This is a genomic window from Halovivax sp. (assembly GCA_007119345.1).
GTDB lineage: Archaea > Halobacteriota > Halobacteria > Halobacteriales > Natrialbaceae > Halovivax.
On the sequence record SKPV01000122.1, the window covers coordinates 23,486 to 47,837 of the forward strand.

At 68.6% G+C, this 24,352-nt stretch carries 27 protein-coding genes; 16 read left to right on the plus strand and 11 right to left on the minus strand.

All coding sequences use genetic code 11. The annotated features are described in order from the left end of the window. Positions 1-258 precede the first annotated feature (258 nt). Entirely contained in the window at positions 259-2,196 is a 1,938-nt protein-coding gene (locus QZT59_RS08175) for a beta-CASP ribonuclease aCPSF1 (RefSeq protein WP_290814006.1), read from the minus strand. A gap of 338 nt (positions 2,197-2,534) precedes the next feature. Here QZT59_RS08175 and QZT59_RS08180 point away from each other — a divergent pair, with 338 nt between their 5' ends. Continuing rightward, entirely contained in the window at positions 2,535-3,017 is a 483-nt protein-coding gene (locus QZT59_RS08180; protein ID WP_290814009.1) for a hypothetical protein, read from the plus strand. 175 nt (positions 3,018-3,192) lie between these two features. Beyond that, a complete protein-coding gene (locus QZT59_RS08185) occupies positions 3,193-4,494 on the plus strand; it encodes a metalloregulator ArsR/SmtB family transcription factor (protein WP_290814012.1) in 1,302 nt (433 codons plus the stop codon). A 121-nt stretch (positions 4,495-4,615) separates the two neighbouring features. Here the strand turns inward: QZT59_RS08185 and QZT59_RS08190 are convergent, their stop codons facing one another. From QZT59_RS08190 to gvpA, 4 genes are all read right to left on the minus strand, one after another. Then, a complete protein-coding gene (locus tag QZT59_RS08190) occupies positions 4,616-4,948 on the minus strand; it encodes a CHY zinc finger protein (RefSeq protein ID WP_290814015.1) in 333 nt (110 codons plus the stop codon). 124 nt (positions 4,949-5,072) lie between these two features. Continuing rightward, positions 5,073-5,579 carry a gas vesicle protein GvpO, halophile-type gene (gene gvpO, locus QZT59_RS08195; RefSeq protein WP_290814018.1) on the minus strand — a complete coding sequence of 169 codons (507 nt, stop codon included), beginning with the start codon at positions 5,577-5,579 and terminating at the stop codon, positions 5,073-5,075. Positions 5,580-5,629: 50 nt separating this feature from the next. Further along, positions 5,630-6,631: a gas vesicle protein GvpN gene (gene gvpN, locus QZT59_RS08200; protein ID WP_290814021.1), complete on the minus strand. Its 1,002-nt coding sequence runs from the start codon at positions 6,629-6,631 to the stop codon at positions 5,630-5,632. Positions 6,632-6,639: 8 nt separating this feature from the next. Next, positions 6,640-6,936, minus strand: coding sequence for a gas vesicle protein GvpA (gvpA, locus tag QZT59_RS08205; protein ID WP_290814024.1), 297 nt, complete (start codon positions 6,934-6,936; stop codon positions 6,640-6,642). A 323-nt stretch (positions 6,937-7,259) separates the two neighbouring features. On the opposite strand from gvpA, the gene QZT59_RS08210 reads away from it, so the two are divergent. From QZT59_RS08210 to gvpM, 8 genes are read left to right on the plus strand one after another with little or no spacing between them, the layout of a single operon-like run. Then, positions 7,260-7,886 carry a GvpL/GvpF family gas vesicle protein gene (locus tag QZT59_RS08210; RefSeq protein ID WP_290814026.1) on the plus strand — a complete coding sequence of 209 codons (627 nt, stop codon included), beginning with the start codon at positions 7,260-7,262 and terminating at the stop codon, positions 7,884-7,886. Beyond that, the gene (gene gvpF / locus QZT59_RS08215) at positions 7,883-8,137 is read left to right on the plus strand and encodes a gas vesicle protein GvpF (RefSeq protein WP_290814029.1); all 255 of its coding nucleotides are present in this window, start codon (positions 7,883-7,885) and stop codon (positions 8,135-8,137) included. The genes QZT59_RS08210 and gvpF overlap by 4 nt, the downstream gene beginning before the upstream one ends. Further along, a complete protein-coding gene (locus tag QZT59_RS08220) occupies positions 8,134-8,781 on the plus strand; it encodes an Hsp20/alpha crystallin family protein (protein ID WP_290814032.1) in 648 nt (215 codons plus the stop codon). The genes gvpF and QZT59_RS08220 overlap by 4 nt, the downstream gene beginning before the upstream one ends. Then, a complete protein-coding gene (locus QZT59_RS08225; protein ID WP_290814035.1) occupies positions 8,774-9,769 on the plus strand; it encodes a hypothetical protein in 996 nt (331 codons plus the stop codon). Before QZT59_RS08220 ends, QZT59_RS08225 begins: the two co-directional genes overlap by 8 nt. Then, positions 9,766-10,494, plus strand: a complete 729-nt coding sequence (gene gvpJ / locus QZT59_RS08230) for a gas vesicle protein GvpJ (RefSeq protein ID WP_290814037.1) — start codon at positions 9,766-9,768, stop codon at positions 10,492-10,494. The genes QZT59_RS08225 and gvpJ overlap by 4 nt, the downstream gene beginning before the upstream one ends. Continuing rightward, a complete protein-coding gene (gvpK, locus tag QZT59_RS08235) occupies positions 10,491-10,832 on the plus strand; it encodes a gas vesicle protein GvpK (RefSeq protein WP_290814040.1) in 342 nt (113 codons plus the stop codon). The genes gvpJ and gvpK overlap by 4 nt, the downstream gene beginning before the upstream one ends. Beyond that, positions 10,829-11,911, plus strand: coding sequence for a gas vesicle protein GvpL (gvpL, locus tag QZT59_RS08240; protein ID WP_394348643.1), 1,083 nt, complete (start codon positions 10,829-10,831; stop codon positions 11,909-11,911). The genes gvpK and gvpL overlap by 4 nt, the downstream gene beginning before the upstream one ends. A 5-nt stretch (positions 11,912-11,916) precedes the next feature. Continuing rightward, positions 11,917-12,324, plus strand: coding sequence for a gas vesicle protein GvpM (gene gvpM, locus QZT59_RS08245; RefSeq protein WP_290814043.1), 408 nt, complete (start codon positions 11,917-11,919; stop codon positions 12,322-12,324). A 389-nt stretch (positions 12,325-12,713) separates the two neighbouring features. Here gvpM and QZT59_RS08250 read toward each other — a convergent pair whose 3' ends face one another. Both QZT59_RS08250 and QZT59_RS08255 read right to left on the minus strand, forming a co-directional pair. Continuing rightward, positions 12,714-12,926, minus strand: coding sequence for a hypothetical protein (locus QZT59_RS08250; RefSeq protein WP_290814046.1), 213 nt, complete (start codon positions 12,924-12,926; stop codon positions 12,714-12,716). Positions 12,927-13,248: 322 nt separating this feature from the next. Beyond that, entirely contained in the window at positions 13,249-14,256 is a 1,008-nt protein-coding gene (locus tag QZT59_RS08255; RefSeq protein WP_290814048.1) for a Gfo/Idh/MocA family protein, read from the minus strand. A 566-nt stretch (positions 14,257-14,822) separates the two neighbouring features. Here QZT59_RS08255 and QZT59_RS08260 point away from each other — a divergent pair. Then, complete coding sequence (locus tag QZT59_RS08260) at positions 14,823-16,589, plus strand: DNA mismatch repair protein (RefSeq protein WP_290814051.1); 1,767 nt, start codon at positions 14,823-14,825, stop codon at positions 16,587-16,589. A gap of 97 nt (positions 16,590-16,686) precedes the next feature. Continuing rightward, positions 16,687-17,346 (plus strand): HAD family hydrolase, encoded by a 660-nt coding sequence (locus tag QZT59_RS08265; RefSeq protein ID WP_290814054.1) that lies wholly within the window; start codon positions 16,687-16,689, stop codon positions 17,344-17,346. A gap of 140 nt (positions 17,347-17,486) precedes the next feature. On the opposite strand, the gene QZT59_RS08270 is transcribed toward QZT59_RS08265, so the two are convergent. Further along, positions 17,487-17,930, minus strand: a complete 444-nt coding sequence (locus QZT59_RS08270) for an SRPBCC domain-containing protein (RefSeq protein ID WP_290814057.1) — start codon at positions 17,928-17,930, stop codon at positions 17,487-17,489. 507 nt (positions 17,931-18,437) lie between these two features. On the opposite strand from QZT59_RS08270, the gene QZT59_RS08275 reads away from it, so the two are divergent. From QZT59_RS08275 to QZT59_RS08285, 3 genes are all read left to right on the plus strand, one after another. Further along, positions 18,438-18,659: a hypothetical protein gene (locus tag QZT59_RS08275; RefSeq protein WP_290814059.1), complete on the plus strand. Its 222-nt coding sequence runs from the start codon at positions 18,438-18,440 to the stop codon at positions 18,657-18,659. Between the two features lie 157 nt (positions 18,660-18,816). Next, complete coding sequence (locus QZT59_RS08280) at positions 18,817-19,452, plus strand: helix-turn-helix domain-containing protein (RefSeq protein ID WP_290814062.1); 636 nt, start codon at positions 18,817-18,819, stop codon at positions 19,450-19,452. Between the two features lie 252 nt (positions 19,453-19,704). Next, positions 19,705-20,049 carry a hypothetical protein gene (locus QZT59_RS08285; protein WP_290814065.1) on the plus strand — a complete coding sequence of 115 codons (345 nt, stop codon included), beginning with the start codon at positions 19,705-19,707 and terminating at the stop codon, positions 20,047-20,049. A 132-nt stretch (positions 20,050-20,181) separates the two neighbouring features. On the opposite strand, the gene QZT59_RS08290 is transcribed toward QZT59_RS08285, so the two are convergent. After that, a complete protein-coding gene (locus QZT59_RS08290) occupies positions 20,182-20,649 on the minus strand; it encodes a MaoC/PaaZ C-terminal domain-containing protein (protein ID WP_290814068.1) in 468 nt (155 codons plus the stop codon). Between the two features lie 156 nt (positions 20,650-20,805). After that, positions 20,806-21,798, minus strand: coding sequence for a glutathione S-transferase family protein (locus QZT59_RS08295; RefSeq protein ID WP_290814071.1), 993 nt, complete (start codon positions 21,796-21,798; stop codon positions 20,806-20,808). 137 nt (positions 21,799-21,935) lie between these two features. On the opposite strand from QZT59_RS08295, the gene QZT59_RS08300 reads away from it, so the two are divergent. Continuing rightward, positions 21,936-22,952: a DNA methyltransferase gene (locus tag QZT59_RS08300; RefSeq protein WP_290814074.1), complete on the plus strand. Its 1,017-nt coding sequence runs from the start codon at positions 21,936-21,938 to the stop codon at positions 22,950-22,952. A gap of 338 nt (positions 22,953-23,290) precedes the next feature. On the opposite strand, the gene QZT59_RS08305 is transcribed toward QZT59_RS08300, so the two are convergent. Next, positions 23,291-23,950 (minus strand): TrkA family potassium uptake protein, encoded by a 660-nt coding sequence (locus QZT59_RS08305; RefSeq protein WP_290814077.1) that lies wholly within the window; start codon positions 23,948-23,950, stop codon positions 23,291-23,293. Positions 23,951-24,352: the final 402 nt, after the last annotated feature.

Sequence of the window (24,352 nt, forward strand, 5' to 3'; positions counted from 1 at the left end):
GTGCGCCGATCCCCCGATCGACGCACTCATCGGTGCGTCGGCCCCCGACCGACGCGTTCACCCGTGCAGGTGATGAACCGGACCCCGCCCACAAAAAGGCGGTCGACGCTTCACGGCGGGAGGCGGCCCTTGAACACGTTCAAGCACGAGTGAACGTCCGGGATTTCGATCGGAGTCGAACGCCCATCCGACTCGTCCGATCGATCGGAGTCGAACGCCCACCCGACTCGTCCGACCGATCGGAAGCCGCGTCGCCGATCAGAGGAATCGGAAAGTCTCCAGGTTCTTCGGGGCGAACGTCCGGATGTTGTACTCGTGGTACAGCGCCGAGGAGAGGTCCTGCACCGAGCGCTCGTCGCCGTGGACGCACAGCACCTTCTCCGGGCGCGGGTTCATCGTCTTGACGAAGTTCTCGAGGCCGGCGCGGTCGGCGTGGCCGGAGAAACCGTCGACGGTCTCGACGTCGAGGTCGAGCGAGAGGGTCCCGCGGCCGTCGCCGTCGCGGTCGTGGCGACCGATGTCCGAGACGGGGATCTCGTCCCAGCCGTTCTGGATGCGCCGCCCGAGCGTTCCCTGGGCCTGGTAGCCGACGAACACGAGCGTCGAGTTCGGGTCGGGACCGACGTGAGAGAGCCAGGACATGATCGGCCCGCCCGTGACCATCCCGGACGTCGAGAGGATGATACAGGGGCCGCCGTCGGCGACCTCCTGGCGTTCGTCCTCGCCGCCGTCGATGTGGTTGAACTCCTCGGCGAGGAACGGATTCTCGTCCTCGTGGAATATCCGGTCCCGGAGATCGTCGCGCAGGTACTCGGGGTAGGTCGTGTGGATCGCCGTCGCCTCCCAGATCATACCGTCGAGGTGGACCGGCATCGAGGGGATCTCGCCCTCGCGCATCGCCTCCTCGAGGACGAGCATGATCTCCTGGGACCGACCGACGGCGAACGCCGGAATGAGGACCTTGCCGCCCCGATCGTGCGTGCGCTGGATGATCTGTTTGAGCTTGCGCTCGGAGTCCTCCTGGTCGGTCTGGTAATCGTTCCGACCGCCGTAGGTGGACTCCATCACGAGCGTCTCGACGCGCGGGAAGTCGTTGACCGCGCCGTTGAACAGCCGCGTGTCGGTGTAGTGGATGTCGCCGGAGAAGCAGACGTTGTAGAGGCCGTCGCCGACGTGGAAGTGGCTGACCGCGGAGCCGAGGATGTGGCCCGCGTTGTGGAAGGTGAGTTTGAGGTCGGGCGCGATGTCGGTGACGTCCCCGTACTCGAGCGGGATGCAGTGTTTGATCGCTTCGCGCACCTGTTCGGACTCGTAGGGCGGCGCGCGACCCTCCTTGGCGGCGACGTCGAGATAATCGAGGGTGAGCAGGCCCATGAGGTCCCGCGTCGGCTCGGTGCAGTAGATCGGTCCGTCGTAACCGTACTTGAAGAGGAGCGGAACGAGCGCGGAGTGGTCCAGGTGGGCGTGGGTGAGGACGACCGCGTCGATCGTCTGCGGGCCGGCGCCGAACGCTTCCGGCGCGTGGAGGTACGGCACCTCTCCCTCCGCTCCGGGCTTGTCGCCGCAATCGATGAGAACGCGCGTTTCGGGCGTCGAGAGGATGAACGAGGCGCGTCCGACCTCGCGACAGCACCCCAGCGTGGTTATGCGGACGTACTCGTCGTCCGACATCTTCTCGCGGTGGATCTGGCGTCCGACCCGTTCCAGGATGTCCCGACGGTCGTCGCGCTCTTGCTTGAGGAAGTTCCGGACGTTCGAGACCGTCGAGGACTCGATCGGTGGCGTCCGAACGACCTCGGGCGTCCACCCGACCGTCTCGGTGATCTCCCGGAGCGTCGAACCGCGTCGACCGATCACCATCCCGGGCTTGGCCGCCTCGATCACGACCTCGCCGGTGTCGGCGTGGAAGTCGAGGTCCTCGACGTCCGCCTCCTCGGGGATGACCTCGAGGATCTTCTCGCGGGCTTCAGCCGGTCGCGAGAGGACGCCCGGATCGGGGCGGACCGTGATTCGCTTGCGAAGCTTGCTCGCCAGCTTCCGGACGAGGTCGCCTTGCCGCGCGAACTTCTTGGGGTCGCGCGTGTAGACGACGAGTTCCGGCCCCTCGTATTTCACCGACGACACCGAGATATCGCTCGGGAGTTCGCTGGTGATCTCTGCTTGCAGATCGTCGAGTTGCTGCTCTACGGTACTCATAGTCGCGAGAGTTCGCTCGGCTGGAGTCGCGCGGACCGGATCGCACCCGCCCACGGCCGACGGCCGCCGTCGACCCGGGGTCCGCCCACGGTCGACATCGACGGGGCGGACCGGTCCGACCGACCGGCAGGCGGAGAGTTCGACGCGATACGTGCCGCGTCGTTGTCACCTTCGGGAGTCATCGTGTGACTGTCCTCGATCGTCTGCCGAGTACGCTCACAGGGTTCGGTCCTGTCCGCGCGGGAGGACTCCAGCGAGAACCCGCTTACACGGAGGTATTCTACGCGGGATATAAAAGCCTTCGCAAAAGCAAGGAGGCGAGGTGCCGAAGGACGCTCATGGAGTTCACTCCCGACCGCGTCGCCGCCGAGCGCGACTGGGTGCGCGAGCGCTCGGCGCGGATCGTCCCGCTGATCAACGCCGTGCGCGACGATCTCGGCGAGATTTTCGAGGCCGACGTCGCGCACGTGACGGAGCCGGCGTACCGCGATTCGGTCGACGAGGTGTTCGCCGACGGCGATCTGGCGGTGAACGTCGCCGCGATGGTCGCGATCTTGCGCGAGCTCGACGTCGCCGACGACTACCCCGGTTTCGTCGTCGACGAGATACTCGGCCGCGAGCTCGCCGCGACGATCGCCGGCACTCAGCCCCTCCGGACGCTCGGCGAGGCGACCTTCCACTACGCGGACCTCCGCGTCCACGGCGGTCCCGACGAGAACGCCGGCGTCGACGACCTCGATGCCGCGCTCGCGGCGGGCTTCCAGGAGCGGCTCCCCGGCTGGCCCTGGACCGAGCGGAAGAGCCCCTTCGCGGTCGAGTGACGATAGGTACCGGTTTCGGGCGGCACGGATCAACCGCCTCGGCGCCGAAGATCGACGCTACGGGCGTCGGAGGACGAATCCGACGCCGCGTATCGGACGTAACAACACATAAGACGGATCGCGTGAAAGTCCGCACGTACTGACCATGTTCGCGTCGTCGAACCGGCGGCGTTCGGTGCGGATCCTCGCGATCGTCGCGACCTGTCTGTTACTCGCGGGAGCGGCGGGAGGGAGCGCACTCGCGATCCACCCCGTCGACGGGGCCGCGTCCTCCGGCTCCGTCGATTCGGCCGCCGGTTCGCCGGTCGACGACGCCGTCGCGACCGCCGCAACGGTCGACCTCGAGGACGACCTGAACGACACCACCGACGACACCGAAGACGACCTGAACGACACCACCGACGACACCGAAGACGATCTGGACGATACCACCGACGACACCAAAGACGACCTGGACGATACCACCGACGACACCGAAAACGACCTGAACGACACCACCGACGGTCTCGACGGCAGCCTGGACGATACCACCGACGGTCTCGACGGCAACCTGGACGATACCACCGATGAGATCGTCGACGAGCTGGACGATCTCGACGACGACCTCGAGGCGCCCCTCGGCGCCGACGGTGACGACCGTTCGTCTGCGAGCGAGCCGACGAACGAAACCGCGACCGGGGACGATTCCGCGGACGAGTACGACGCCGCGGCCGGGGCCGATGGCGCCGGGGACGACCCGTCCCCGGCCGACGCCGGTGACGTCGTCCAGGCCGCGCTGGTCGCGCTCCTCGGGACGACGATCGCGGGCGGTTCCTCGTTCGCCGGGGCCACCGCCGGAGGAGGCGCCGCCGGCGGGTCGAGCACGGGGAGACGGACGGTCGACCGCGTTCGTCGTCTGGCCGGCCGCGCGGCGTCGATCCCGTGGGAGACGCTCCCGCTGTCGATCCTCCGGTACAGCCGGTACGACGACTCGGATCCGCTCGAACACGACGAGCGGCGGACGATCTACGAGGCGATCGAGGCGGAGCCGGGGCTGTACCTCTCCGCGCTCGGCGAGCGTCGCGAGGTCTCCCTCTCGACGATCCGCCACCACGTCCGGATCCTGGAAGAGGAGGGACTCCTCATCACGGAGAAACGCGACGGCAAGCGGCGGTACTTCCCCGCGGCCGCCGAGGACGTGGAACTGACCGCCGCGCTCTCGGAGCCCGCCAAGCGCCGCGTGCTCGAGACGCTGGCCGACGTCGAGCGGGCGCACAACGGTCGGATCGCCGACGAACTCGACGTCGACCCGAGCACCGCGTCCCACCACCTCTCCACGCTCGCCGAGGACGGGCTCGTCGAGCGCGAGCGCGACGGCCGATCGATCGTCAACTCGCTGGCGCCCGGCGTCGAAGCGGCGCTGGCCGCGGAACCAGAAACCGGCCGACGCGACGAGTCTGGGCGGGAGCCGACGGCGACGATCGTCGGCGACGACTGACCGATCGACCGCTCGTGACCGACACCGGTTGCGACCGGATCGCGCCGGCAACGGTTGCGACCGGATCGGGACGACCTCGCGCGTCAAAATCGGGCCGCCGGTGGCGCCGTCCGAGCGGTCGCTACCGTTCGAAGTACCGGTCGGCGTGGGCCTCACAGCCCGGGTTGAACGGGGCGTCGCAGGCGGGACAGCGGTGCTCTGCGTCGAGGTACGCTGGCGGCGTCAGCTCCGTCCCGCAGACCCCACAGAGGACCGCGGGTTCGTCGAACCGGACGCGCGGCCACGGCTCGGCCTCGTGGTCCGCGACCGATTCGTGACACCGAAAGCAGGGATGGTAGGACTCACAGCAAGCGAACTTCAGCGCGACGACGTCGCGGTCGCCGTCGTAGTGGGCACAGCGAGTCTCGGCGTCGACGTCGACCCCGCGAACGGGCAACCCGTGGACGCGTCTCACGGGTCGACCGTCGGACCGAGTCGGTTTCGTCCTTGCGGTCGGAATCGGTTTCGTCGTCGGGGTCGAGACAGGTTTCGTCCGTTCGATCGGCGACGAACCCGAAGTTCGACTCCGTCGAGGGGAACTACTCGACCTCCACGAAGGCGGTCGTGTCACCCCGGCGGTAGCGGTCGATCCGCCGGTAGCCCTCGATCACGCCGTCCTCGTCGAGCTCGATCTCGTACCGGCCGATCACGTCCTGGGTGTCGGGGACGGCGCGCCGCTCGACGACCTCGACGACCGCGCGCCAGCCGTCCTCGACGGCCGTGATCTCCGTGACGCCGTCGAAGGGCCGTCCGATGAGCTCGCTCGCCGTCGACTGGACCGTCTGTCGGACCGACAGCACCGCCTCGATCCGGTCGTCGTCGACGTCGACCTGAACGTCGACGTCCTCGGGATCGGTCGTCTCGACGTCTTCCCGTTCTTCCTGTTCGGTCTGTTCTTCCTGTTCGGCCTGTTCTGCTTCGCTCACGGTGTCATCACTCTCGTTGTGTTGGTGGCAGAATCCGTCTTCGTCGGCCTCGCGGGAGCAGCGGTCGCCGCTCTCGGTGAGGGCCTTACACTGTTCGCCGGTCGCTTCTGCTTTCGCCATGGTCGGTGGATCGCTCCTGTCGTTTCGGTCTCGTGTCGGGTGTCGCTCGGTCACTCGATCGTCGATTCGATCGCGGATCGGAGTTCGCGCGGGTCGCCGTCGTCAGCGACTTTCGGGACGAGCACGTCCGTGAAGACGTCGACCAGCCGATCGCGGTCGGAGTCGTCCTCGAAGGCCGCGACCCCCTTCGCGGCCGTGATCGCGACCCGGGTCCCGACGGTCGCGTCGAGTTTCTCCCGGAGGTCGCGCGTGATGGCGACGATCCGATCGATCCGATCGTCGGGGAGGTCGACGTGCGCGGCCACGATCTCGCGCTCGGTCGCCTCGTCGTAGTAGTCGACGTGGATCCCCACGAACCGGTCGAGGAGCGCGTCCTGCTGTTCGTGGACGCCGGCGTACTCGGTCGAGTTCGAGGTGAGGATCGCGCCGAACTCCGGGTGAACGTCGATCTGGCGATCCTCGCCGCGTTTGGCCGGTCGTTCGAGGACGCCCTCCTCGAAGACCGACAGGAGCACGTTGTGCGCCGCCGGGTCGGTCCGCGAGAACTCGTTGTAGACGAGCGTCGCACCCTCCCGCACGGCGACCGAGAGCGGGTTGTCGACCCAGCGCTCCCGGACGATCTCGGTCTCCTTCCGGACGCCGCTGACGTACTCGTCGCGCTCGCTGTAGCGCGCGCCGCCGGCGTGGTCGCCGACGAGCGCGGCCGTGTCGACGGCCGAATCGCCGTTGATCCAGACGACCGGTCGACCCCGCTCCGCGGCCGCGTGGAGCGCGAGAGCGGTCTTGCCACAGCCCGTCGGGCCGATGAGGTGGACCGGCTGGTCGGCGTCGAGCCAGTTCGTGATCCGCCCTTCGAGGGTCGCGATCTCGTCGGTAGCGACGAACGGGTCGGGTCCGACCTCGTCGGGCGACCGGAGCGGGACCGTCTCGTCTCCTCCCGACCCGTCGTCGCCGGCCGCGTCGCTCGCGCGTCGCAGCTCCTTTTCCGCTCGGCCGCTCCTGATCTTCCGTCCGCGGACCGTCCGCGAACGTCCCGATGAGCCGTTCCCCATCGGCGTCGTTACGAGGACTCCGGCGTCGCCGACTGCGGTGACGATTCGGGTCGCTGTTCGATCTCGAGTTCCTCGAGATCCTCGAGATCGCCTTCCGCGGTCGCCCGTTCTATCTTCGCTATCTCCTCCGCGTAGTGGAGGAACGTGTCCACGGAGGCGACGACGACGCGCGCCTCGACGGTGATGAGTTCGATCCCCACGACGGAGATTCGCGCCCACACGTCGATGACGACACCTTTGTCGAGGATCCGATCGAGGACCTCCGCGAGACTCGACGAATCGGGACGGCGTTGTGGTTGTGCCATGCACTCGAAATGGCGCTGGGACACGTATCATCGTTCACGCTGAACGTGCAAGCATCATGGTAAGGGGGCGTCGCGCCCGAATGCGTTCCACTGAGCGTCTCAGATCGCCGATCCGGGCGGATCGGTGCGAGCGACGACGGACCAATCATGCACGCTACCAGCAACGATCGATCGATCCGATCACGGAGAACGGTCCCGCGGTCGCCAAGCGCGCAGTGGCCGAAGAGTGACGACCGGTTCTCGTCCGCCAACGACCACTTGTCGGCCACCGACGACCATCACCCACTCGCCGATGATCGGTGCGGTCGCGGAGGTGAACTTCGGTGAGCCACCCGTACGTGTACGGCGTCGTCCAGGCCGAGGACGCGATCGAACTCGAGACCGACGCCGTCGGCGGGGACGATCGGGTCTACCCGATCGAGAACGGCCGGCTGGCGGCGATGGTGTCCGAGGTCGAGACGACCGATCCGGAGCGCACCGACGAGGACGCCAAGCGCCACGACGAGGTGCTCCGCGAGGTGATGGAGGCCGACGGCGGGCGGACGGTCGTCCCCATGCAGTTCGGCATGGCGTTCGAGAGCGAGCGCGCGCTGAAGAACGTCCTCCGCGGCGGACGCCCCGCCTTCAGACGCGCGATGCGCGCCATCGACGGGGCGATCGAACTGGGCGTGAAGGTCGTTCGCGACGAGGACGGATCGATCGACGACGAGACCGTCCGCGAGGCGATCGCCGACGAACTCGAGCCGATCGCGACGGACGCGGTGGACAACGGCCTGTTCAGCGACCGGCTGGTGCTGAACCGGTCGTACCTCGTCGAGCGAGACGACCGCGAGGCGTTCGACGAGGCCGTCGCCCGCCTCGAAGACGAATACGAAGACCTCGCGATACAGTACACGGGGCCGTTCGCGCCCTACAGCTTCGTGGATATACAGATCGGGGGGCAGCGATGATCATCATCGACGACCTCCTGTTTCGACCGATCGTCGGCATCGTCGACGCGCTGCACACCGTCGCTCTGAACGAGCTGTACGATATCGAGGAGATCCAGGACGAGCTGAAGGAGAACCAGCTGCTGTACGAACTGGGCGAGCGATCCGAGGCGGAGTACGAAGACAGGAAGGCGGACCTGGAAGACGAACTCGAGATCGCCCGCGAAGTACACGAACAGCTCTCGAGCGGTCGCGTGGAGGTGAAAACGTGACGCCCACTCCCGGCGAGGCTGGAGACGATCGCGCCGACCGATCGGACGACGGCGATCGGTCGGGCGACGGCGATCGATCGGGCGACGGCGATCGATCGGACGACGAAGACGAGGGGACGCCGCGGCGACCGCAGTCCGGCGCCGCCGAGTGGTTCTCGTCGATCCGCCGCGCCCTCGAGGCGCTCGGCGACCGGGACGAACCGCGTCGCGACGATCGGCGGTCCGGGATCGACCTCCACGTCTCGATCGGCTCCGCGCTCGATCCGTCCGACCGCTCGCGTCCGGTTCGGGGACTCGGACGCACCCCGGATCGGTCCCGGACGCGGTGGTCACCGATCGGCCGGACCCGCGGCCGACACGACGCGCACGGACGACGAACCACCGCAGGCGGCTTCGACGAAACGGCCGCGGACGACTGCAACGTGACCACGCGTCGGCGCGACGACGAGTTGCTCGTGGCCGCGGACGTCTCCGGCACGGGCGAGGACGAGCTCACGGCCGGGTTCCGCGGGAACGAACTCGTCGTCCGCGCGGCGGGGCGGAACCTCGCGCGCGTCGACGTACCCTGGCCGGACCGATCCGCGGCGGCGCGCGTCCGCAACGGAATCCTGACCGTCAGAATCGGACACGATACCAATGACTGAGACATTCGAGACGAAGCTGGTCGAGGCGGAATCGAAGTTGAAATCGATCGCCGAGGACGGCGGGTCGGACGACGAAGACGGTGGCCTCGCGGAGACGATGAAAGATTCGGCCGGGGACGCCGCCGACGCGGCGGCGGAGAAGGTAGACGACGTCACCGACGGGGGCCGCGACGGCGAGGGTCTGACCCGGGATCTGCGCGACGTGCTGGAGGTGCTCGACCAGGCCGAGGACATCCTGGAGGCGATCGACTTCGCCGAGCTTCCGGAAGCGGTCGACCGCGAACAGGTTCTCGAGGCCATCGAACTGGGGGACGTCCCCGACGCCTTACGGGATAGCGAGGACGAAGAAGTGGTCAGGCTCCGCCAGCTACTCAGGGCGATCAGCATCCGGAAGCTGCTGGGCGACGTGGACGTGACGGAGCTGTGGTCGTCGAAGCGCGACGCCGAGGACGCGATCGACGACCTGACCGACGACGAGGACGACGAGGGGATGATCGGCCAGGCGGCGACGGCGATGACTGAGGACGATGACGACGACGGAGTAATCGACGAGGCCACGGACCGCGTCGGCGACGATGACGACGAACTGATCGAGACCGACGCCGACGACGTGATGGAGATGGGCGCCCGGGCGGCGAAGTCGGACTTCGACGTCGGCGACGGCGACCTCTCCGCGTACGAGGAGATCATCCAGCAGCAGGCGATCGAGGGCGTCGACGAGTTCCGCGACGGCCTCTTGCGAGCCCACGGAAAATTCGAACGCGTGATCGAGGAGAACCGGGAGCGAACCCGGAACATCGATCGACAGCCGAGCTCGCGGAACCCGACGGCGGTCTCGACGATCGAGACCCCGCGCTCGGACGTCGCGTCGGTCGCCAACCACTCCACCGTCCCGCAAAAGGTGCGTCACTCGAACGCGCCGGGCCGAAAACGGATCTACGGCGATCGATTCAGGCGCGAGCGCGAGCGCCGGGGGTACGACCGATGAACGAATTCCAACCCAGCCGACGGAAGTCCGATCTCGCCGACGTCGTCGAGATGCTGCTCGACAAGGGCGTCGTGATCAACGCCGACATCGCCGTCTCCATCGGCGACACCCAGCTGCTCGGCATCCAGGTCCGGGCGGCCATCGCCTCCTTCGAGACCGCCGCGAAGTACGGACTCGAGTTCCCCGAAGGAACGGACATGCGGCGGGTCGCTGAGGCGGTCGACGAACCCGAGCTGGCGGAGCAAGAACGGCCCCGCCCCCCGATCGATGCCACCCGAGGCGTCAACGTCACGGAGATCGCCGAGGTGTCCGACGTGGAGCGGTGTCTCGCCCTAACCGGGAGCGGCGACCGCTGCTCCCGCGAGGCCGGGGACGACGGCTTTTGCTTCCAGCACGATCAGAGCGACGAGACCGTGAGTGATCCGGACGTGCTGGCCCAGGAAGTGCAGATCGCGGAGGGCGGCGCCGGCGGAGGGGACGGCTCCGGGGACGATCGAGCGGCCGACGGGTCCGGGGACGACGGCCTCTTCGGCGGGGACGACCGCGGCACCGAACGGCTCGGAGCCCGGCCCGACCCCAACGTCCCCACCGACGACGGATTCGACATGATCGGCGACGACCGGGAGGAGGGATCCGCCATCGGCGAGCAGTTCCCCGACGACGCGTCGGGCGACGACGAGCCCGACGGTGAAACGACCGAGAGCGACGCGGGGGACGACGAATGACGACGATCGACGTCGACGGCGAGGAGGCGGCTGACGGCGTGCTGACGCTGGTGGTCACCGTCGTCGAACTCCTGCTGGAGGCCCTCGAGCGGGAGGCGCTCCGGCGGATGGAGTCCGGCCGGCTCGCGGACGAGGAGATCGAGCGTCTCGGCCGCCAGCTGGCGCGGATCGAAGACGAGATCGAGGCGATCAAGGCCGACCAGGGAATCGAGGAGGGCGTCGACGACCTCCGCGGCGATCTCGACGGGCTCGTCTCCGACGCGCTCGAGCAGCTGGACGCGGATCCGGCCGTCCATCGAAAACCCGGCTACTCCGTGTTCGGAGGTGAAGAGGAGTGAGACGCGACCCGGAACCCGCCGAGACGGGCGACGGTGGCGCGGAACGCCCCGGCGAGAACGCGGACGCCGACTCGGGGCGCCGTCACGCCGCGGATTCCGCCGAGCCGATCGATGCGGAGCCGCCGCGGATCGACGAGGGACGGTACGTCTACTGTGCCGTTCGAGTCGGAGACGCCGAGTCGGTCGCCGAGGACGCGATCGAGATCGCCGGAATCGACGACGAACCGGTGTCCGTCGTGGCGACGGACGGGATCGGGGCCGTCGTCCACGAGTGCGACGGGCTCTACGACTCGGCGGACCCGACCGAGATCCGTGGCTGGCTGGTCCGCCACCAGTCCGTCGTCGACGCCGCCGCCGAGGCGTTCGGCACGCCGCTGCCGTTCCAGTTCGACACGATCGTCCGCGGCGACGACGCCGTCGTCCGCGAGTGGCTCCGGACCGAACGGGAGACGCTCTCGAGAGCGCTCGACGCCCTGGCCGATCACTGGGAGTACCGGATCGAGGTGATCCGAACCGAATCCCTCGACGACGAGGCGCTGGCCGACGGGGACGAGCGACTCGCGGCGCTCGGCGCGGAGATCGAGGCGGCCGACCGCGGGCGAGCGCACCTGCTCGAGAAGCGCTACGAGAACCGACTGCGCGAGCGACGCCGCGAGCGTCGGGAGCTGCTGGCCGAGGAGGTCAGGGAGCGACTGACGCCTCACGTGCGTGAGGTCCACGAGCTCGAGCGCGAACCGACGACGTCGATCGACGGGAGCCGGACGGGCGGCGACGACGGTCATCCCGACGGCGATCGATCGGGGGGCGACGATCGTGCGAGCGACGAGCGAGCGCACGACGACCACGACGATCGTGCGGGCGACGGGCGAGCGGACGGCGACGCGATTTCGTTCGACGACGACGCGGAGACGGTCTGTCGTCTGACGGTCCTCGCTCACGAGGACGACGAGGACGACGTCGGGGCCGCCCTCGACGAGGTCGCCGCCACGGACGGCGTGGCGGTCCGATTTACCGGCCCCTGGCCGCCCTACACGTTCACGCCGGCGTTCGGCGACGGGGGCTCGCCGGAGGACGGGTGATCGCCGTGGATCCCGAGAAATCCGACGACGCGATCGTCGACCTCGTCGACACGCTCCTGCGGGACGGTGCGGTGATCCGCGCGGACGTGATCGTCTCCGTCGCGGACGTGCCGCTGGTGGGGATCAAACTCTCGGCGGCGATCGCGGGGATGGAGACGATGACGGAGTACGGCCTGTTCGAGGAGTGGGATACCGACCGACGGGCCGCCGCCGTCGCTCGCCGCCAGTACACGGAGGCGGGCCAGCCGCGCGGGCTGGCGGAAGTGCCGGTTACCTACGGCGGCGACGGAGGGCACGGAGACGGTAGCGATGGCGGACCGCACGGTGACGGTGGCGGCGGTGACGGGCCGCACGGTGACGGTGGCGGCGGTGACGGGCCGCACGGTGACGGCGACGGAGAAGGGGGCGACTGAGCACGTGGCGATGGGGCGGGCCGCGACAAAACGGGTGACGACGGAACCCGGCGACAGAACGGGTGACGACGGCGCCCGACGACGGACCCGAAGGCGCCGAAGCGGCGGATAGACGGGAACCGCGCCCGGAGGATCGGTAGGCGGGCGAGAGACGCCGATCGGTTCGAACTGGCGGCGAAGAAGACGCGCGATCGAGACACCGAACCGCGAGCGTCGTCGCCTCCGATGCCGACGGCGCCCCACGCCCGTCGGAGGCGTCGGCCCGTATCAGGTCGTCAGCCGATGCGACGAGATCGTTTCACCGAATCGGGCGCCGAGCGGCGTCGAGACGCCGAATCGGGGACGGGAGCGACGCCGAATCGGGGACGAAAGTAACTCCCGCACAGCCGTCAGGCGTACCGCGGCCGCTCGGTCGTCACCTGGACCTCCCCGGAGACCTCGACCTCGTCCTCCTCGGTGAGCGCGTAGGTGCCGGTCCCCTCACAGAGCGTGCACTCGTATCGCTCGGTGATCTCGTTGATCATCTCCCCGTCCTCGAAGTACACCCGGCTCTTGGTGATCTGGAGGAACTGGGCGGTCTCGCAGTTGGTGCACTCGATCATGGCTGCTCCGACGACTCTACCCGATGTAGTTATCCGTCAGGTACTCCGGTGGCCCCCGGGACAACGGACCGATTACCCGTCGCCGTCGTCGGGTTGCGTCGAGTTAACACCCACCACATTTATGTGTCGGCGACCTCGCCGACCCGTGACCGGGTAACCGGTCCGTACCCCACCGCGGCGTCGGCGAATCTTCGGGATCGGAACCGTAGCGGCGGTTCGGAACCGGGACGGGATCGGAGGCCCGTCGGGCCGCCTCATCGCTCGACGGTCCTCCCCGGCGGACGACGTCGCCGTCGAACGCCTCACCGATCGCCGAAACTCCCTACCCCACGGTGACGCGATCGCCGGTCCGCGCCGCCTCGTAGGCGGCCTCGGTCAGCGCGGTCACTCGAAGCGCGTCGCGTGCGGTCGCCGGCGGCTCGCGTCCGTCCCGGACGCTCTCGACGAATGCGTCGCCGCGGGAGCGTTCGGCCCGGTGGTCGTCGTACGGGACGTACTCGGCGCTGTCGGCATCGACGTACGTCACCTCGCGCGAACCCCACTCTTTCCCCTCGAGGTAGACCGCACCGTCTTCGTCCCAGAGGTGGATGTGCTCGCGGACGGCGGCCGCGTCGCCGTCGAAGGAGAACGTTCCGGTCGCCCCGCTCTCGAACGCGACGTCGAGGTGCGCCCGACGGTCGATCCGGCGCTCGTCGTCGTGAAAGTCCATGCTCGCGGCGACCGAGACGGGTTCGAGTCCGGTCGTCCACAGGACCGCGTCGAGGACGTGGCTCCCCGTATCGTAGAGGAACCCGCCGCCGCTCAACGACGGTTCGAGCCGCCAGGTTTCCAGCGAGTCTTCGATCCAGCCCTGGGTGATGGAGGCGGTGAGCCAGGTGGGTTCGCCGCCGTCGTCCCACCGCGACCGCGCCCGCTGAAAGGCCCGCTGGAGGTGTCGCTGGTAGCCGACCATCAGCGTGCGATCCGAGCGGTCGTCCCTGGCGACGAGGTCCCGAGCCTGCTCCAGATCGGTCGTCAACGGCTTGTCGCAGTAGACGTGGAGGTCGGCCTCGAGGGCGTCGATCACCTGCTCGTAGTGCAGCGTGTGCGGCGTCCCGATCAGGACCGCGTCGAGTGGCGCTTCGGCGAACATCCTATCGTGTGCGGCGTAGCGCCGGTCGGCGTCGACGCCGAACCGGGCGCCGACGTCCGCACGGATCTCCTCGTCGAGATCGCAGACCGCGGTCACCGTCGCCCCCGGGTGACGATGGAGCTGACCGCCGACGAACGTTCCGATGTAGCCGAGTCCGACGACGCCCACGCGGAGCGAGGGCGTTCGACCGTTGGTCATGGCGCCACTCACGCGACCGGGGCCTATCCGTGTTTTCCCGCATCTCGCGTCAATGCTCGGCTACGGGCGACGAGAGCGAAATCGAGTCGGGCGGAGACGGGCGATAGTCGCCCCCTACCATACCGTAGGTACCGCCGAGCGCGTCGTTTGGGTGCGCCTTTCGCGTGCCAGCAAACGGTTAACAAAGGGTGCGTCCGCACTTGGTTCCCCTGCGGGGCGGATGCCCCGCGTCGGGTGCACGCTCGGCCCCGCCCACGACGCGCCCACCGGCCCCTGCCGTGCGTTCGTGCCCGGACCGCTCAAGTGGACTCGCCCCCGCTTCGAGTGCGCTCATGTCTCTCACGCCAGGGCGGGGTGCTCCCCCGCCCGTTCCCCGCCGCACCGACCAGCGAGCGGCGCGGCGCGTTCGCGAACCGATTACGAGCACGAAGCGCCGCTCCGCGAGGACACTCCCCCTCCGCGAGGACACCGCGCCCCCACGAGGACACCGCGTCCTTTCTGCGACGACACAACGTCCCCCGCGACGACACCACGCCCTTCATTACCGTCGCCTCGAACCCCCGAGTATGCGACTCGAGGAGTACTGGGGCGTCGGCCCGAAGACCCGCGAGCGGCTCGTCGACGAACTCGGCGCCGAGCGGGCGAGCGTCGCCATCGAGCGCGGCGACGTCCGGGCGCTGACCGACGCCGGGTTGGCCCGCGGGCGGGCGACGCACATCTTGCGGCGAGCGACGGGCGGGGCGGGGATGGAGACGCTGGCCACGCCGGACGCCCGGGACGCCTACAAGGACGTCCTGGAGCTCGCGGTCCAGCACGCCGTCACCGAGCGCGCGGCCGACCGCATTCGCGTGCTCACGCCGCTCACGAGCCGAGATGAGATGGAAGCGCGCCTCGACGACGTGCTCGCGGCCCGCGACGCGTGGGAGTCGATCGAGGACGACGCCGGGCGCGCCGTTCTGGCCGCCTACGAGCGCTACGACGAAAGAGACGGGACCGAGCGGGCGGCCGTCGAGACCGCCATCGCGCTCGTCGACGCCGACGTCGAATCGGGCCCGTTCGCCGCGATCGCCGACCTCGATCGAGAAACGCTCGACGAAGCGGCGCGAGCTCTCGGCGCCACGGCGGACGGACGGGTCCGCGACGGCGTGGACGACGAGCTCGATCGCCTCCGAACCGGGCTCGGGACCGTCGATGACGTCACCGCCGACGCGGAGGGCATCGTCGAGGAGCTCCGGAACGCCGGCGTTCGGGACGTCGATGACTTCCGCGAGGCGTTCGAGGATCGACTCCTCTCGGAGACCGACCTCACGATCGACCGGGTGCGAGAGGCGATGCCCCGCGACGCGACCGACGCGTCCGACTTCGTCGCCGAGACGCTCCGGGAACTGCGCTCGTCGCTCCGGCGCGCCGTCGACGAACGCGAGGAGACGGTCGCCGCCGAACTCGCCGAAACCGTCGCGGAGTCCCGCGAGGCGGTCGACCGCGCCGTCGCGGCCGTCGACGAGATCGCCTTCCAGCTCTCGCTGGCCCGCTTCGCGATCGCCGCCGACTGTACCCGACCGGAGTACGTCACCGGCGAGCGGGCGGCGCTCTCGGTGGTGGAGGCCCGCAACCTTCGGCTGGCCGCCGTCGACGAGGAGTCGGTCCAACCGGTCACGTACGCCCTGGGCGACCACTCGGTCTCGTCCGGGCCCGCGGCCGCGGGCGATCCCGGCGAGGAACGGGTCGCCGTGCTCACCGGCGCCAACAGCGGCGGGAAGACGACGCTGCTCGAGACCCTCTGTCAGGTCGTCGTCCTCGCGAGCATGGGGCTGCCGGTGCCCGCCGCGCGGGCCGAGGTGACGCCCGTCGACGCGCTCGTCTTCCACCGCCGGCACGCCAGCTTCAACGCGGGCGTGCTCGAGTCGACGCTGCGCTCGATCGTCCCGCCGCTTTCCGACGGCGGACGGACCCTGATGCTCGTCGACGAGTTCGAGGCGATCACCGAGCCCGGCAGCGCGGCGAACCTGCTCCACGGACTCGTCACCCTCACCGTCGAGCGCGACGCCCTCGGCGTCTTCGTCACCCACCTCGCGGAGGATCTGGAGCCGCTGCCCGACGAAGCCCGGGTCGACGGCATCTTCGCCGAGGGCCTGAACCCCGAGCTGGAGCTGCTGGTCGACTACCAGCCGCGCTTTGACACCCTGGGTCGGTCGACGCCGGAGTTCATCGTCTCCCGGTTGGTGGCCAACGCCGGCGACCGAACCGAGCGCGCCGGTTTCGAGACGCTCGCCGAGGCGGTCGGCCGCGAGGTCGTCCAGCGGACGCTGGCGGACGCCCGCTGGGACGAGTGACCGCCTTCGCGGGACCTCGCGGCGTTCGTCCGCCGCCGGCGGGCGAGCGCGCCGGTCGCAACACCGATGATCGTGGCGACCGAACGCCGCGACGGGAATGCCAGGCTACGATGCGCTCGTGTTCGACAACGACGGCGTCCTGACGACGCCGACCGACCGCGACGTCCTCCAGGAGGCGATCCGAGACGCGTTCGATCGCGTCGGGGTGACCGCGCCACCGGCCGAGCACGTCGACGCGCTCCACCACCCGACCGTCGACTCGCTCCGGTCGGCCGCCGACGCGCACGGAGTGGACGCCGGTCGCCTCTGGGAGGCCCGCGAACGCGCCGCGATCGACGCCCAGCTCGAAGAGATCCGCGCGGGGCGCAAGCGGCTGTACGACGACGTCGCCGCCCTGGACGCACTCGAGGTCCCCCGGGCGATCGTCAGCAACAATCAGCACGAGACGATCGCCAACATCGTCGATCACTTCGAACTGCAGGGCTACGATCCCTGGATCGGAAGAGAGCCCACCGTCGAGGGCGTCCGCCGGAAGAAGCCCGAACCGTACTACCTCGAGCGCGCCGTCGACGCGATCGACGCGCGGAACCCGCTGTACGTCGGCGACAGCCGCGTCGACGTCGCCGCGGCGAACGCCTGCGGCATCGACTCGGCGTTCCTCCGGCGTGACCACCGCAGGGACTACGAGCTGCCCGCCGCGCCGACCCACGAGATCTCGACGCTCGCCGACCTGAACGGACTCGTCGCGATCGAGTGAGGGCGCCGACTCGAAGGATACGGCAAGCGATCGAAGAGTACGCCAAGCGGTCGGCGAAACGTCGACTCGAGGGGCTCCGGGCGAGTGAAGGGACAACGGGTGGCGATCCGGGACCGGGGGTCCGGTACGGGGTTCTCGGTTCAGGCCACTTCGACCGACCGGGACTCCGCTCGCTCTTTCAGCGCTCGGTTCATCGCGGCGAACCCGCGCTCGATTTCGGGCTCGTCGAGCAGCAACGGGACCAGCGCGCCCCGAAACGTCTCCCGCTGGAGGAGGCGGGTGCCGCCGTCGTCGGTCGGATCGAGGCGAAACTCGTGGTAGCCGTCGAAGGCGAACGGGACCAGCAGTCTGCCGAGCCAGGCGAACCGGCGCCCATCGTCGACGGCCACCACCTCCGGCTCGAAGGTCCAGGCCCGCGAGTCCGGCGGGTCGATTCGGACGGTCAGTTCTTCGCCCTCCGCCAGCGTCCCGGATATCGACCGAACGAAGGGGTTCCACTCCGGATACGACTCGAAATCCGTCAGGATCGCCCACACGGACTCCGGCGAGGCGTCGATCTCCTCGAACGCCTCGATCTGCTCCATGCTACCACGTCGCTCTGGAGGAGCAAGTGCCTGTCGTCGTCGGCAGGCCCTGCTGGTGGGGCGAAGCAGATCGAGTCCGTTCCAACCGATCTTCAGTGATCAACCGAACGGCTTCCAAAACGCTAAACGACCTCGAGGACACCGAACGGCTTCCAAAATTCCGAACGACCTCGAGGACACCGAACGGCCGCCAGGACACCGTACGGCCGCCACCAGCCGCCCTCGACGATCCCGGGATACCCCGCTACGAGGTCGTGACCGGTGGGTCCGTTCGGCCCGGTCGGCCACTCGGCGAACTGCTGAGCGGCTTCCGGAGGCAGCGGGTAGACGCCGTGGTACGGCTTCGGGCGTCCGCACCAGGTGACAGCGCTCGCTCGCGGCTCCGCGGCCCGTCCGGATCGTCCAGGTCGGCCGGGAGGCGGGGCACCGAAACGGCGGCCGGTCGCCGTCGCCGATCGGAGTCAGGATATCGAAACACCGAATAGCCGTTCGGGCCTAAACTCACCCATGACGACACCTGTCTCCGAGTCCACCGGCTACGGACCGAATCGCGAGATGTCGGTCCTCGGGTACGTCGTGGGGATCGGAATCGCGATCCTCCTGTTGCCGCTGCTTCCGTTCGCGCTCGTCGGCTGGTTGCTCTGGCGGTTCCTCGGCTCGCGCTTCTCCCGAACCGAGCCGATCTCGTGGGGCGAGCGGGAGCGGCCCGCCGGGAGCCGACCGCCGTGACGGGGCCACGCCCGCGACGACGGCGCGGGGCGAGCGGGCGATCCGCGGACCGGTGGCCGACCACAATCCGAGGAGCGGTCGACGCCCTCGAATCGGTCGCCGGTGACCGGCCCGCGACGGGTTCGACGTCGAGTGCCGACCCGTCCCGAGGCGACGCATGATCGAGGAGTGTCTCGTCGTCGAGTTCCGCGTCACGGGCGACGGCTGCCCGCTCGCGGACGCCTCCGCGACGGTCGACGCGCCGATCGACGCCGCGCCGCCGCTGGCCCGCACCGACGGCAACACTCTCCTGCGATTCTCGACGCCCGATCCCGCCGTCGGCGACGTGCTGGACGACGACGACCGGATCCGGTACCTCCACCGCACCGTCGGCGACGACGGCTGCACCTTCCGCTGTCTCTCGAAGGAGCGCTGCGTCGTCCACCGCCTCATCGACCGCGGCCTGCTCGTGGAGTCGATCCGGTACCGCGACGGCACCGAGCGTCACGTCGGCGCCGTCGTGGGCCAGGCGGTGCTCCAGGACGTCCTCGAGACCGCGGGCGAGACCGTCGGCGTCCAGCTCGTCAGGCTCACCCCGCTCGGGGAAGACGACGACGCGCCGGTCGTCTCCCGGTGGAACCTGACGGCGGGCCAGGCCGAAGCGCTCGAAACGGCCTACGAGATGGGCTACTTCGAGGTTCCCCGGCGGAACGACGCCGCGGCGGTGGCCGACGCGCTCGGCGTTTCGAAGTCGGCCTTCCTGGAGCGGCTTCGACGCGCGGAGGCGACGCTGCTCCAGCGGGCGCTGGAGTGAATCGGCACTCGGAGGGACGGCTCGATGTCCCCGCCTCGAAGTGCGAGTCGAGAAGCGTCCGAGCCGTCGCGGTCCCGCATCGCGTCGGACGTTCGAACGGGCCCACCCCGACACGCATTGAACGGTCGAACGGGGAATGAACGGTCCTCGAACAGTAACGATCGGTGTGAACGGTCGGACCGTCGACTGACCTCGAACCGGAAGGTCCCGATTGTTGATTAGGGGCCGGGTAGGACCGTTTCGACGCTGCCCATGAACGAACAGCCCTCCCCGGCGATCCCTGAAAGTCGCGCGTACGCGCTCCTGGGTCATCGACGACGGCGGTTGATCCTCCGCATCCTCGCGGACTTCGACGACCCGCTCTCCACCATGGAACTCGCCGAGCTCCTCGCGGACTGCGAGTGCGAGGCGCCCACGGACCGGGACCGCCAGAGCGCGCTCCTCGCACTCTCGCACAACCATCTGCCGAAACTGGACGACGCTGCGGTCGTCGACTACGATCGCCAGCGAGGGACGATCCGGTCGGACTCGAACTTCGGGGTCCTCGTCGGGATGATCGACGTCGGTTGCGAGGAGTTCGGTCCGTTCGCCGAGTGACGGTTCTCGATCCGATGCCGAGGAGCTGGTTGGCGGACCCCGTTCACTCCGCGTCGCCGCGACCCACCGAACGCGACGCTGACTCGCCGCACCCGACGTAGCGCTACCCCCGTCGTCGCGCCCGACGAAACGCTACTCCGCGTCGCGGCGCTTGAACAGGAACTTCATGTCGCCCTCGAATACCGACTCGCCGTCCTGGTTGGTCATCGTCGAGTCGATCTCGACGTAGGCGGCGTCGTCCCGGCTCTCGAGTTCGCGCTTGGTGGCGACCTCGTACTCGCCGCTGATGGTGTCCCCGATGTAAACCGGGTTCGGAATGTCCATGTAGTTCATCCCGAGGAACGCGACGACCGTGCGTTCGACGATGCCGGTTCGCTGGAAGAGACCGGTCGCGACGATGAACGTCATCGGTCCCTGGGCGATCCGGGCGCCGAACGGGCCGTCGTCGGAGTACTCCGCGTTGGTGTGCAGCTCAGTCCAGTCGCCGGTGAACATCGAGTGGAAGACGAAGTCCGACTCGGTGATCGTCCGCCCCGCGCTCTCGAAGGTCTGTCCGACCTCGAGGTCCTCGAAGTAGTGCGGCTCGTAGCTGTAGGGCATACCGCGACAAATACCACCGGCGGTGATAATTCTTGCCGAACTCGGCGGTCGCGACGCCGGTCCCGATGCGTCCGCAGGCGTCGACGATCGTCGTTCGGCCGTCGTGGCTACTCGGTGTGCCCGAAGGCGTCGACGCTCGGCGTTCGCCGGCCGTCGCTACTCGGCGGCCGCCAGCGGCCCGCCCTCGGCCAGTCGATCCCGTTGGTGGGGCGCCCCGAAGTCCGGATCCGGTCCCCTCGCGACGATCCGGTGAGGGTTGACGCCCGGGTGGGTCGTGTAGTAGTGTTCCTTGACGTGGTCCATTCGGACCGTCTCTGCGACGCCGGACGTCTGGTACAGGTCGCGCAGGTACGGCCAGAGGTGCTCGTAGTCGGTGATCCGGCGGACGTTACACATGAAGTGGGTGTGGTACACCTCGTCGAACCGCACGAGGGTGGTGAACATGGCGACGTCCGCCTCGGTGAGTCGCTCGCCGGCGAGGTACCGCCGATCCGCGAGAACCCCGTCCCAGCGGTCGAGGGCCGCGAAGAGGTCGTCGACGGCTTCGTCGTAGGGTTCCTGGTCGGTCGCGAAGCCGGCGCGGTAGACGCCGTTGTTGATCGGTTCGTAGATTTCGTCGAGGATCCGGTCGACGTCGTCGACGAGATCACTCGGGAGCACGGTCGCGTTCCCGTCGCCCAGGTGCGCCATCTCGGTATTGAGCATCCGCATGATCTCCCGGGACTCGTTGTTCACGATCGTGTTCTCCTGGGTGTCCCAGAGGACGGGCACGGTCACCCGACCGGTCGCGTCGGGCGCCGCGCGCACGTAGAGTTCCCGGAGGTAGTCGGCGCCGTGGACGTGATCCCGGGTGCAGCCCTCCTTCTCGGGCGTGAACTGCCAGCCGTCCTCGCCTCGGAAGGGATCGACGACCGAGACGGTGATCGCGTCCTCGAGGTCCAGCAGTTTCCGCGTGATCAGGGTGCGGTGAGCCCACGGGCAGGCGTACGACACGTAGAGGTGGTACCGACCCGGTTCGGGTGGAAACCGGGTGCCCGAGTCGTCCTCGATCCGGTTCCGGAAGGATGTCTCCTGGCGCTGGAAGGAACCGTCTTCACCGGCCGTCGGATCGACGTCGGTCCGCCACTCGCCGTCGACGAGCATGTTCATGTCGACGCGTTGGGGCCGGACGCACTAAGGCACCCCACCGACACCGACGTTACCTGGTTGCGAGCAGTGCGGCGAGTCGACCAGAAACGACGGACCCCGGCGCAGCGTTTATGCGCCGCCGGTCGACACTCCGGGGTATGACCGACGGGGAGCGCCACCGACAGAGCCGCCTGTTCACGAGCGAGGACGGGTCGTACGACGAGTCGCGGGCGCGCGAGCAGTCGCTCCCCGTCGAGGACGGCGCGGTCGTCGATACGGACGAGCTCGCCGACCACCAGACGTACGTGGAGGGCCGGGGCATCTACGACGAGCGAAATCGGGTGAACGATCTCACCGGGAGGGAGTGGAAGTTCGCGACGAAGTCGGTGATCCCCGAGGGGTACCCGCCGGACGTCCAGCACGACCTGCGGAGCGAGCACGGCGGACAGAAGCCGCCGCGGCTCTGCGCGGAGCTGATCGAACGGTTCAGCAAAGCCGGCGACACCGTGCTGGACCCGTTCGCGGGCGTCGGCGGCACCCTTCTGGGGGCCAGTTTCTGCGAGCACGAAGGGACCGGGCACCGGGAGGCGATCGGATTCGAACGAACCGAGCGGTGGATCGAGATCTACGAGACCGTTCTCGAGCGCGAGAACGAGAAGCGACGCGCCCGCGGCGAGGCGTCCCTGGCCGCCCAGGAGATGCGTCACGGCGACTGCGAGACGCTCGTCGAAGAGCTGGCGTCCGACTCGATCGACCTCCTGCTTACCGACGTCCCGTACTGGCGGATGGACGAACTCGAACAGACGCGCAACGAGCGCGAGACCAGAGCGAGCAAGCTCGACGCGTTCGACCCCGATCCGTCGACCGACGGCCCCGAGTGGGAGACGAAAGCCGAGTGGCTGACGGACATGGCCGAGAAGTTCGACGCGTTCGCCGAGGTGGTGAGATCCGACGGCTACGTCGTCGTCTTCATCGGCGACATGTACCGCGAGCAGTCCTACGAGTTCCTCTCGGCCGATCTCGCCCGGGCGATCGAAGACGTCGCCCCGGCGACTCTGAAGGCGAACCTGATCTGGTACGATCCGACGAAGGATCTCCACGTCTACGGCTACCCGTTCTCGTTCGTTCCCTCAATGGTCCACCAGAACGTCCTCGTGTTCCGGGTCGACGAGTGAGGGGCCATTGATCTCCGCGTCCGGGCGCCCTTCGCGCGTTGAATAGGCTCCCGACGGTGGAAATCGCCTTTCGAGGGGGCGACGAATAATTCCTTCGTGAAACGAACGCCCTACGCGAACGGAGAGGACGTCACGCGCCCGTCTGACGCACTTTTTTGTCGCTACGGTTCCATCCTCCGACCGGACGCGCACCGATCCGACACACCGTCCCCAGTTCAGTGCGCGTCTGCGACCCATTCCCCGCCCACTCCGGGCGTCCCGTTTTCGCGACGGTCTCGACCGTCAGCCCCGACGCCATCCGACATCGCCGTTGTAGAGCGGTGAAACGGAGCCGCCGCTCAGACCGGCGGTCGGAGCCGTTCCTGGAGAGCCGGTGCCGCGTCGGTGGCGACGATGATGGCGACCTCGTCGCCGGCAGCGAGTTCGGTCCCCGGGAGCGGAATCGTGAGCGGCTCCCGGCTCCGACCGTGGGCGTAGATGCGGGCGTCCGAGGGAAGGTCGAGCTCGCTCAGCCGTTTGCCGACCGCCGGCGATCCCTCGCGAATCTCGAGGACCGTCAGCTGCAGGTTGGCCGCCAGGTCCGCGATGACGTTGAAGTCGCCGCCGAGCATCGCCGTCTTGGCGCCCGCCGCGCCGAGGCGCTCGGGGTAGACGATCTCGTCGACGTTCTCGGCGTACTTCTCGTAGATCTCCTCCCGGTAGTCCTCGTCGATCCGCATCACGGTCCGGCAGTCGTAGTGGTCGCCGACCATGCACGCCGCGAAGTTGACGTTGAGGTCGGGCGTGAACGCGCCGACCGCGTCGGCCCGTTCGACGCCCGCCGCGATCAGGACCTCCTCGTCGTCGCCGCTACCGGCCACGGCGTCGAAGCCGTCGTCCTCGGCGCGCTCGATCCGGTCCGGATCGTTGTCGACGATCACGACGTCGTGTCCCTCCTCGACGAGGATGCGGGCGGTCCGACGGCCGACTCGGCCGTAGCCCACGATGAGGAATTCCATGAGCGGCGATACGGCAGCCACCGTCAAATACGTTGGTCCCGGACGGTACGTTGGTCCGGTTCGTCCGCCGTGCGTTCCCCATCATCGGCCGACGCATCGCGGCGCTGGCGGACGCTTCGGTAGAGCGGCCGTTTTGAGGGTCCTTCAGCCCTCCCGGGCCAATATTCATACCCAAATGTCCGTAATATCTCTCCTGAAAGAACGATATAAACGGTCTAAACAAAACAGATCGGCCGGTTCGTTTATCAGACTAAACAGAGATTCAGTTCTCATGACCGTTCGTGACGCTGTGCTCGATGGGGAAGATCCGTCGGGGGGCCGAGCACAGTCGGAGCTGGTGGGGGTGATCTTGCTGTTCGGACTGGTCGCGATCGCGGCCATCAGTCTGATGTTCGTTGCCGG

What these genes read in the sequence shown, in the direction of transcription:
- QZT59_RS08295 (WP_290814071.1), bottom strand. Translation starts at nt 21,798, where the DNA reads ATGAACATGCTCGTCGACGGCGAGTGGCGGACCGACGTCGATCCGACG.
- gvpF (WP_290814029.1), top strand. Translation starts at nt 7,883, where the DNA reads ATGATCATCATCGACGACCTCCTGTTTCGACCGATCGTCGGCATCGTC.
- QZT59_RS08175 (WP_290814006.1), bottom strand. Translation starts at nt 2,196, where the DNA reads ATGAGTACCGTAGAGCAGCAACTCGACGATCTGCAAGCAGAGATCACC.
- QZT59_RS08265 (WP_290814054.1), top strand. Translation starts at nt 16,687, where the DNA reads ATGCCAGGCTACGATGCGCTCGTGTTCGACAACGACGGCGTCCTGACG.
- QZT59_RS08250 (WP_290814046.1), bottom strand. Translation starts at nt 12,926, where the DNA reads ATGATCGAGTGCACCAACTGCGAGACCGCCCAGTTCCTCCAGATCACC.
- gvpK (WP_290814040.1), top strand. Translation starts at nt 10,491, where the DNA reads ATGACGACGATCGACGTCGACGGCGAGGAGGCGGCTGACGGCGTGCTG.
- QZT59_RS08180 (WP_290814009.1), top strand. Translation starts at nt 2,535, where the DNA reads ATGGAGTTCACTCCCGACCGCGTCGCCGCCGAGCGCGACTGGGTGCGC.
- gvpJ (WP_290814037.1), top strand. Translation starts at nt 9,766, where the DNA reads ATGAACGAATTCCAACCCAGCCGACGGAAGTCCGATCTCGCCGACGTC.
- QZT59_RS08275 (WP_290814059.1), top strand. Translation starts at nt 18,438, where the DNA reads ATGACGACACCTGTCTCCGAGTCCACCGGCTACGGACCGAATCGCGAG.
- gvpO (WP_290814018.1), bottom strand. Translation starts at nt 5,579, where the DNA reads ATGGCGAAAGCAGAAGCGACCGGCGAACAGTGTAAGGCCCTCACCGAG.
- gvpN (WP_290814021.1), bottom strand. Translation starts at nt 6,631, where the DNA reads ATGGGGAACGGCTCATCGGGACGTTCGCGGACGGTCCGCGGACGGAAG.
- QZT59_RS08300 (WP_290814074.1), top strand. Translation starts at nt 21,936, where the DNA reads ATGACCGACGGGGAGCGCCACCGACAGAGCCGCCTGTTCACGAGCGAG.
- QZT59_RS08290 (WP_290814068.1), bottom strand. Translation starts at nt 20,649, where the DNA reads ATGCCCTACAGCTACGAGCCGCACTACTTCGAGGACCTCGAGGTCGGA.
- QZT59_RS08280 (WP_290814062.1), top strand. Translation starts at nt 18,817, where the DNA reads ATGATCGAGGAGTGTCTCGTCGTCGAGTTCCGCGTCACGGGCGACGGC.
- QZT59_RS08270 (WP_290814057.1), bottom strand. Translation starts at nt 17,930, where the DNA reads ATGGAGCAGATCGAGGCGTTCGAGGAGATCGACGCCTCGCCGGAGTCC.
- QZT59_RS08285 (WP_290814065.1), top strand. Translation starts at nt 19,705, where the DNA reads ATGAACGAACAGCCCTCCCCGGCGATCCCTGAAAGTCGCGCGTACGCG.
- QZT59_RS08305 (WP_290814077.1), bottom strand. Translation starts at nt 23,950, where the DNA reads ATGGAATTCCTCATCGTGGGCTACGGCCGAGTCGGCCGTCGGACCGCC.
- gvpA (WP_290814024.1), bottom strand. Translation starts at nt 6,936, where the DNA reads ATGGCACAACCACAACGCCGTCCCGATTCGTCGAGTCTCGCGGAGGTC.
- QZT59_RS08260 (WP_290814051.1), top strand. Translation starts at nt 14,823, where the DNA reads ATGCGACTCGAGGAGTACTGGGGCGTCGGCCCGAAGACCCGCGAGCGG.
- QZT59_RS08225 (WP_290814035.1), top strand. Translation starts at nt 8,774, where the DNA reads ATGACTGAGACATTCGAGACGAAGCTGGTCGAGGCGGAATCGAAGTTG.
- QZT59_RS08255 (WP_290814048.1), bottom strand. Translation starts at nt 14,256, where the DNA reads ATGACCAACGGTCGAACGCCCTCGCTCCGCGTGGGCGTCGTCGGACTC.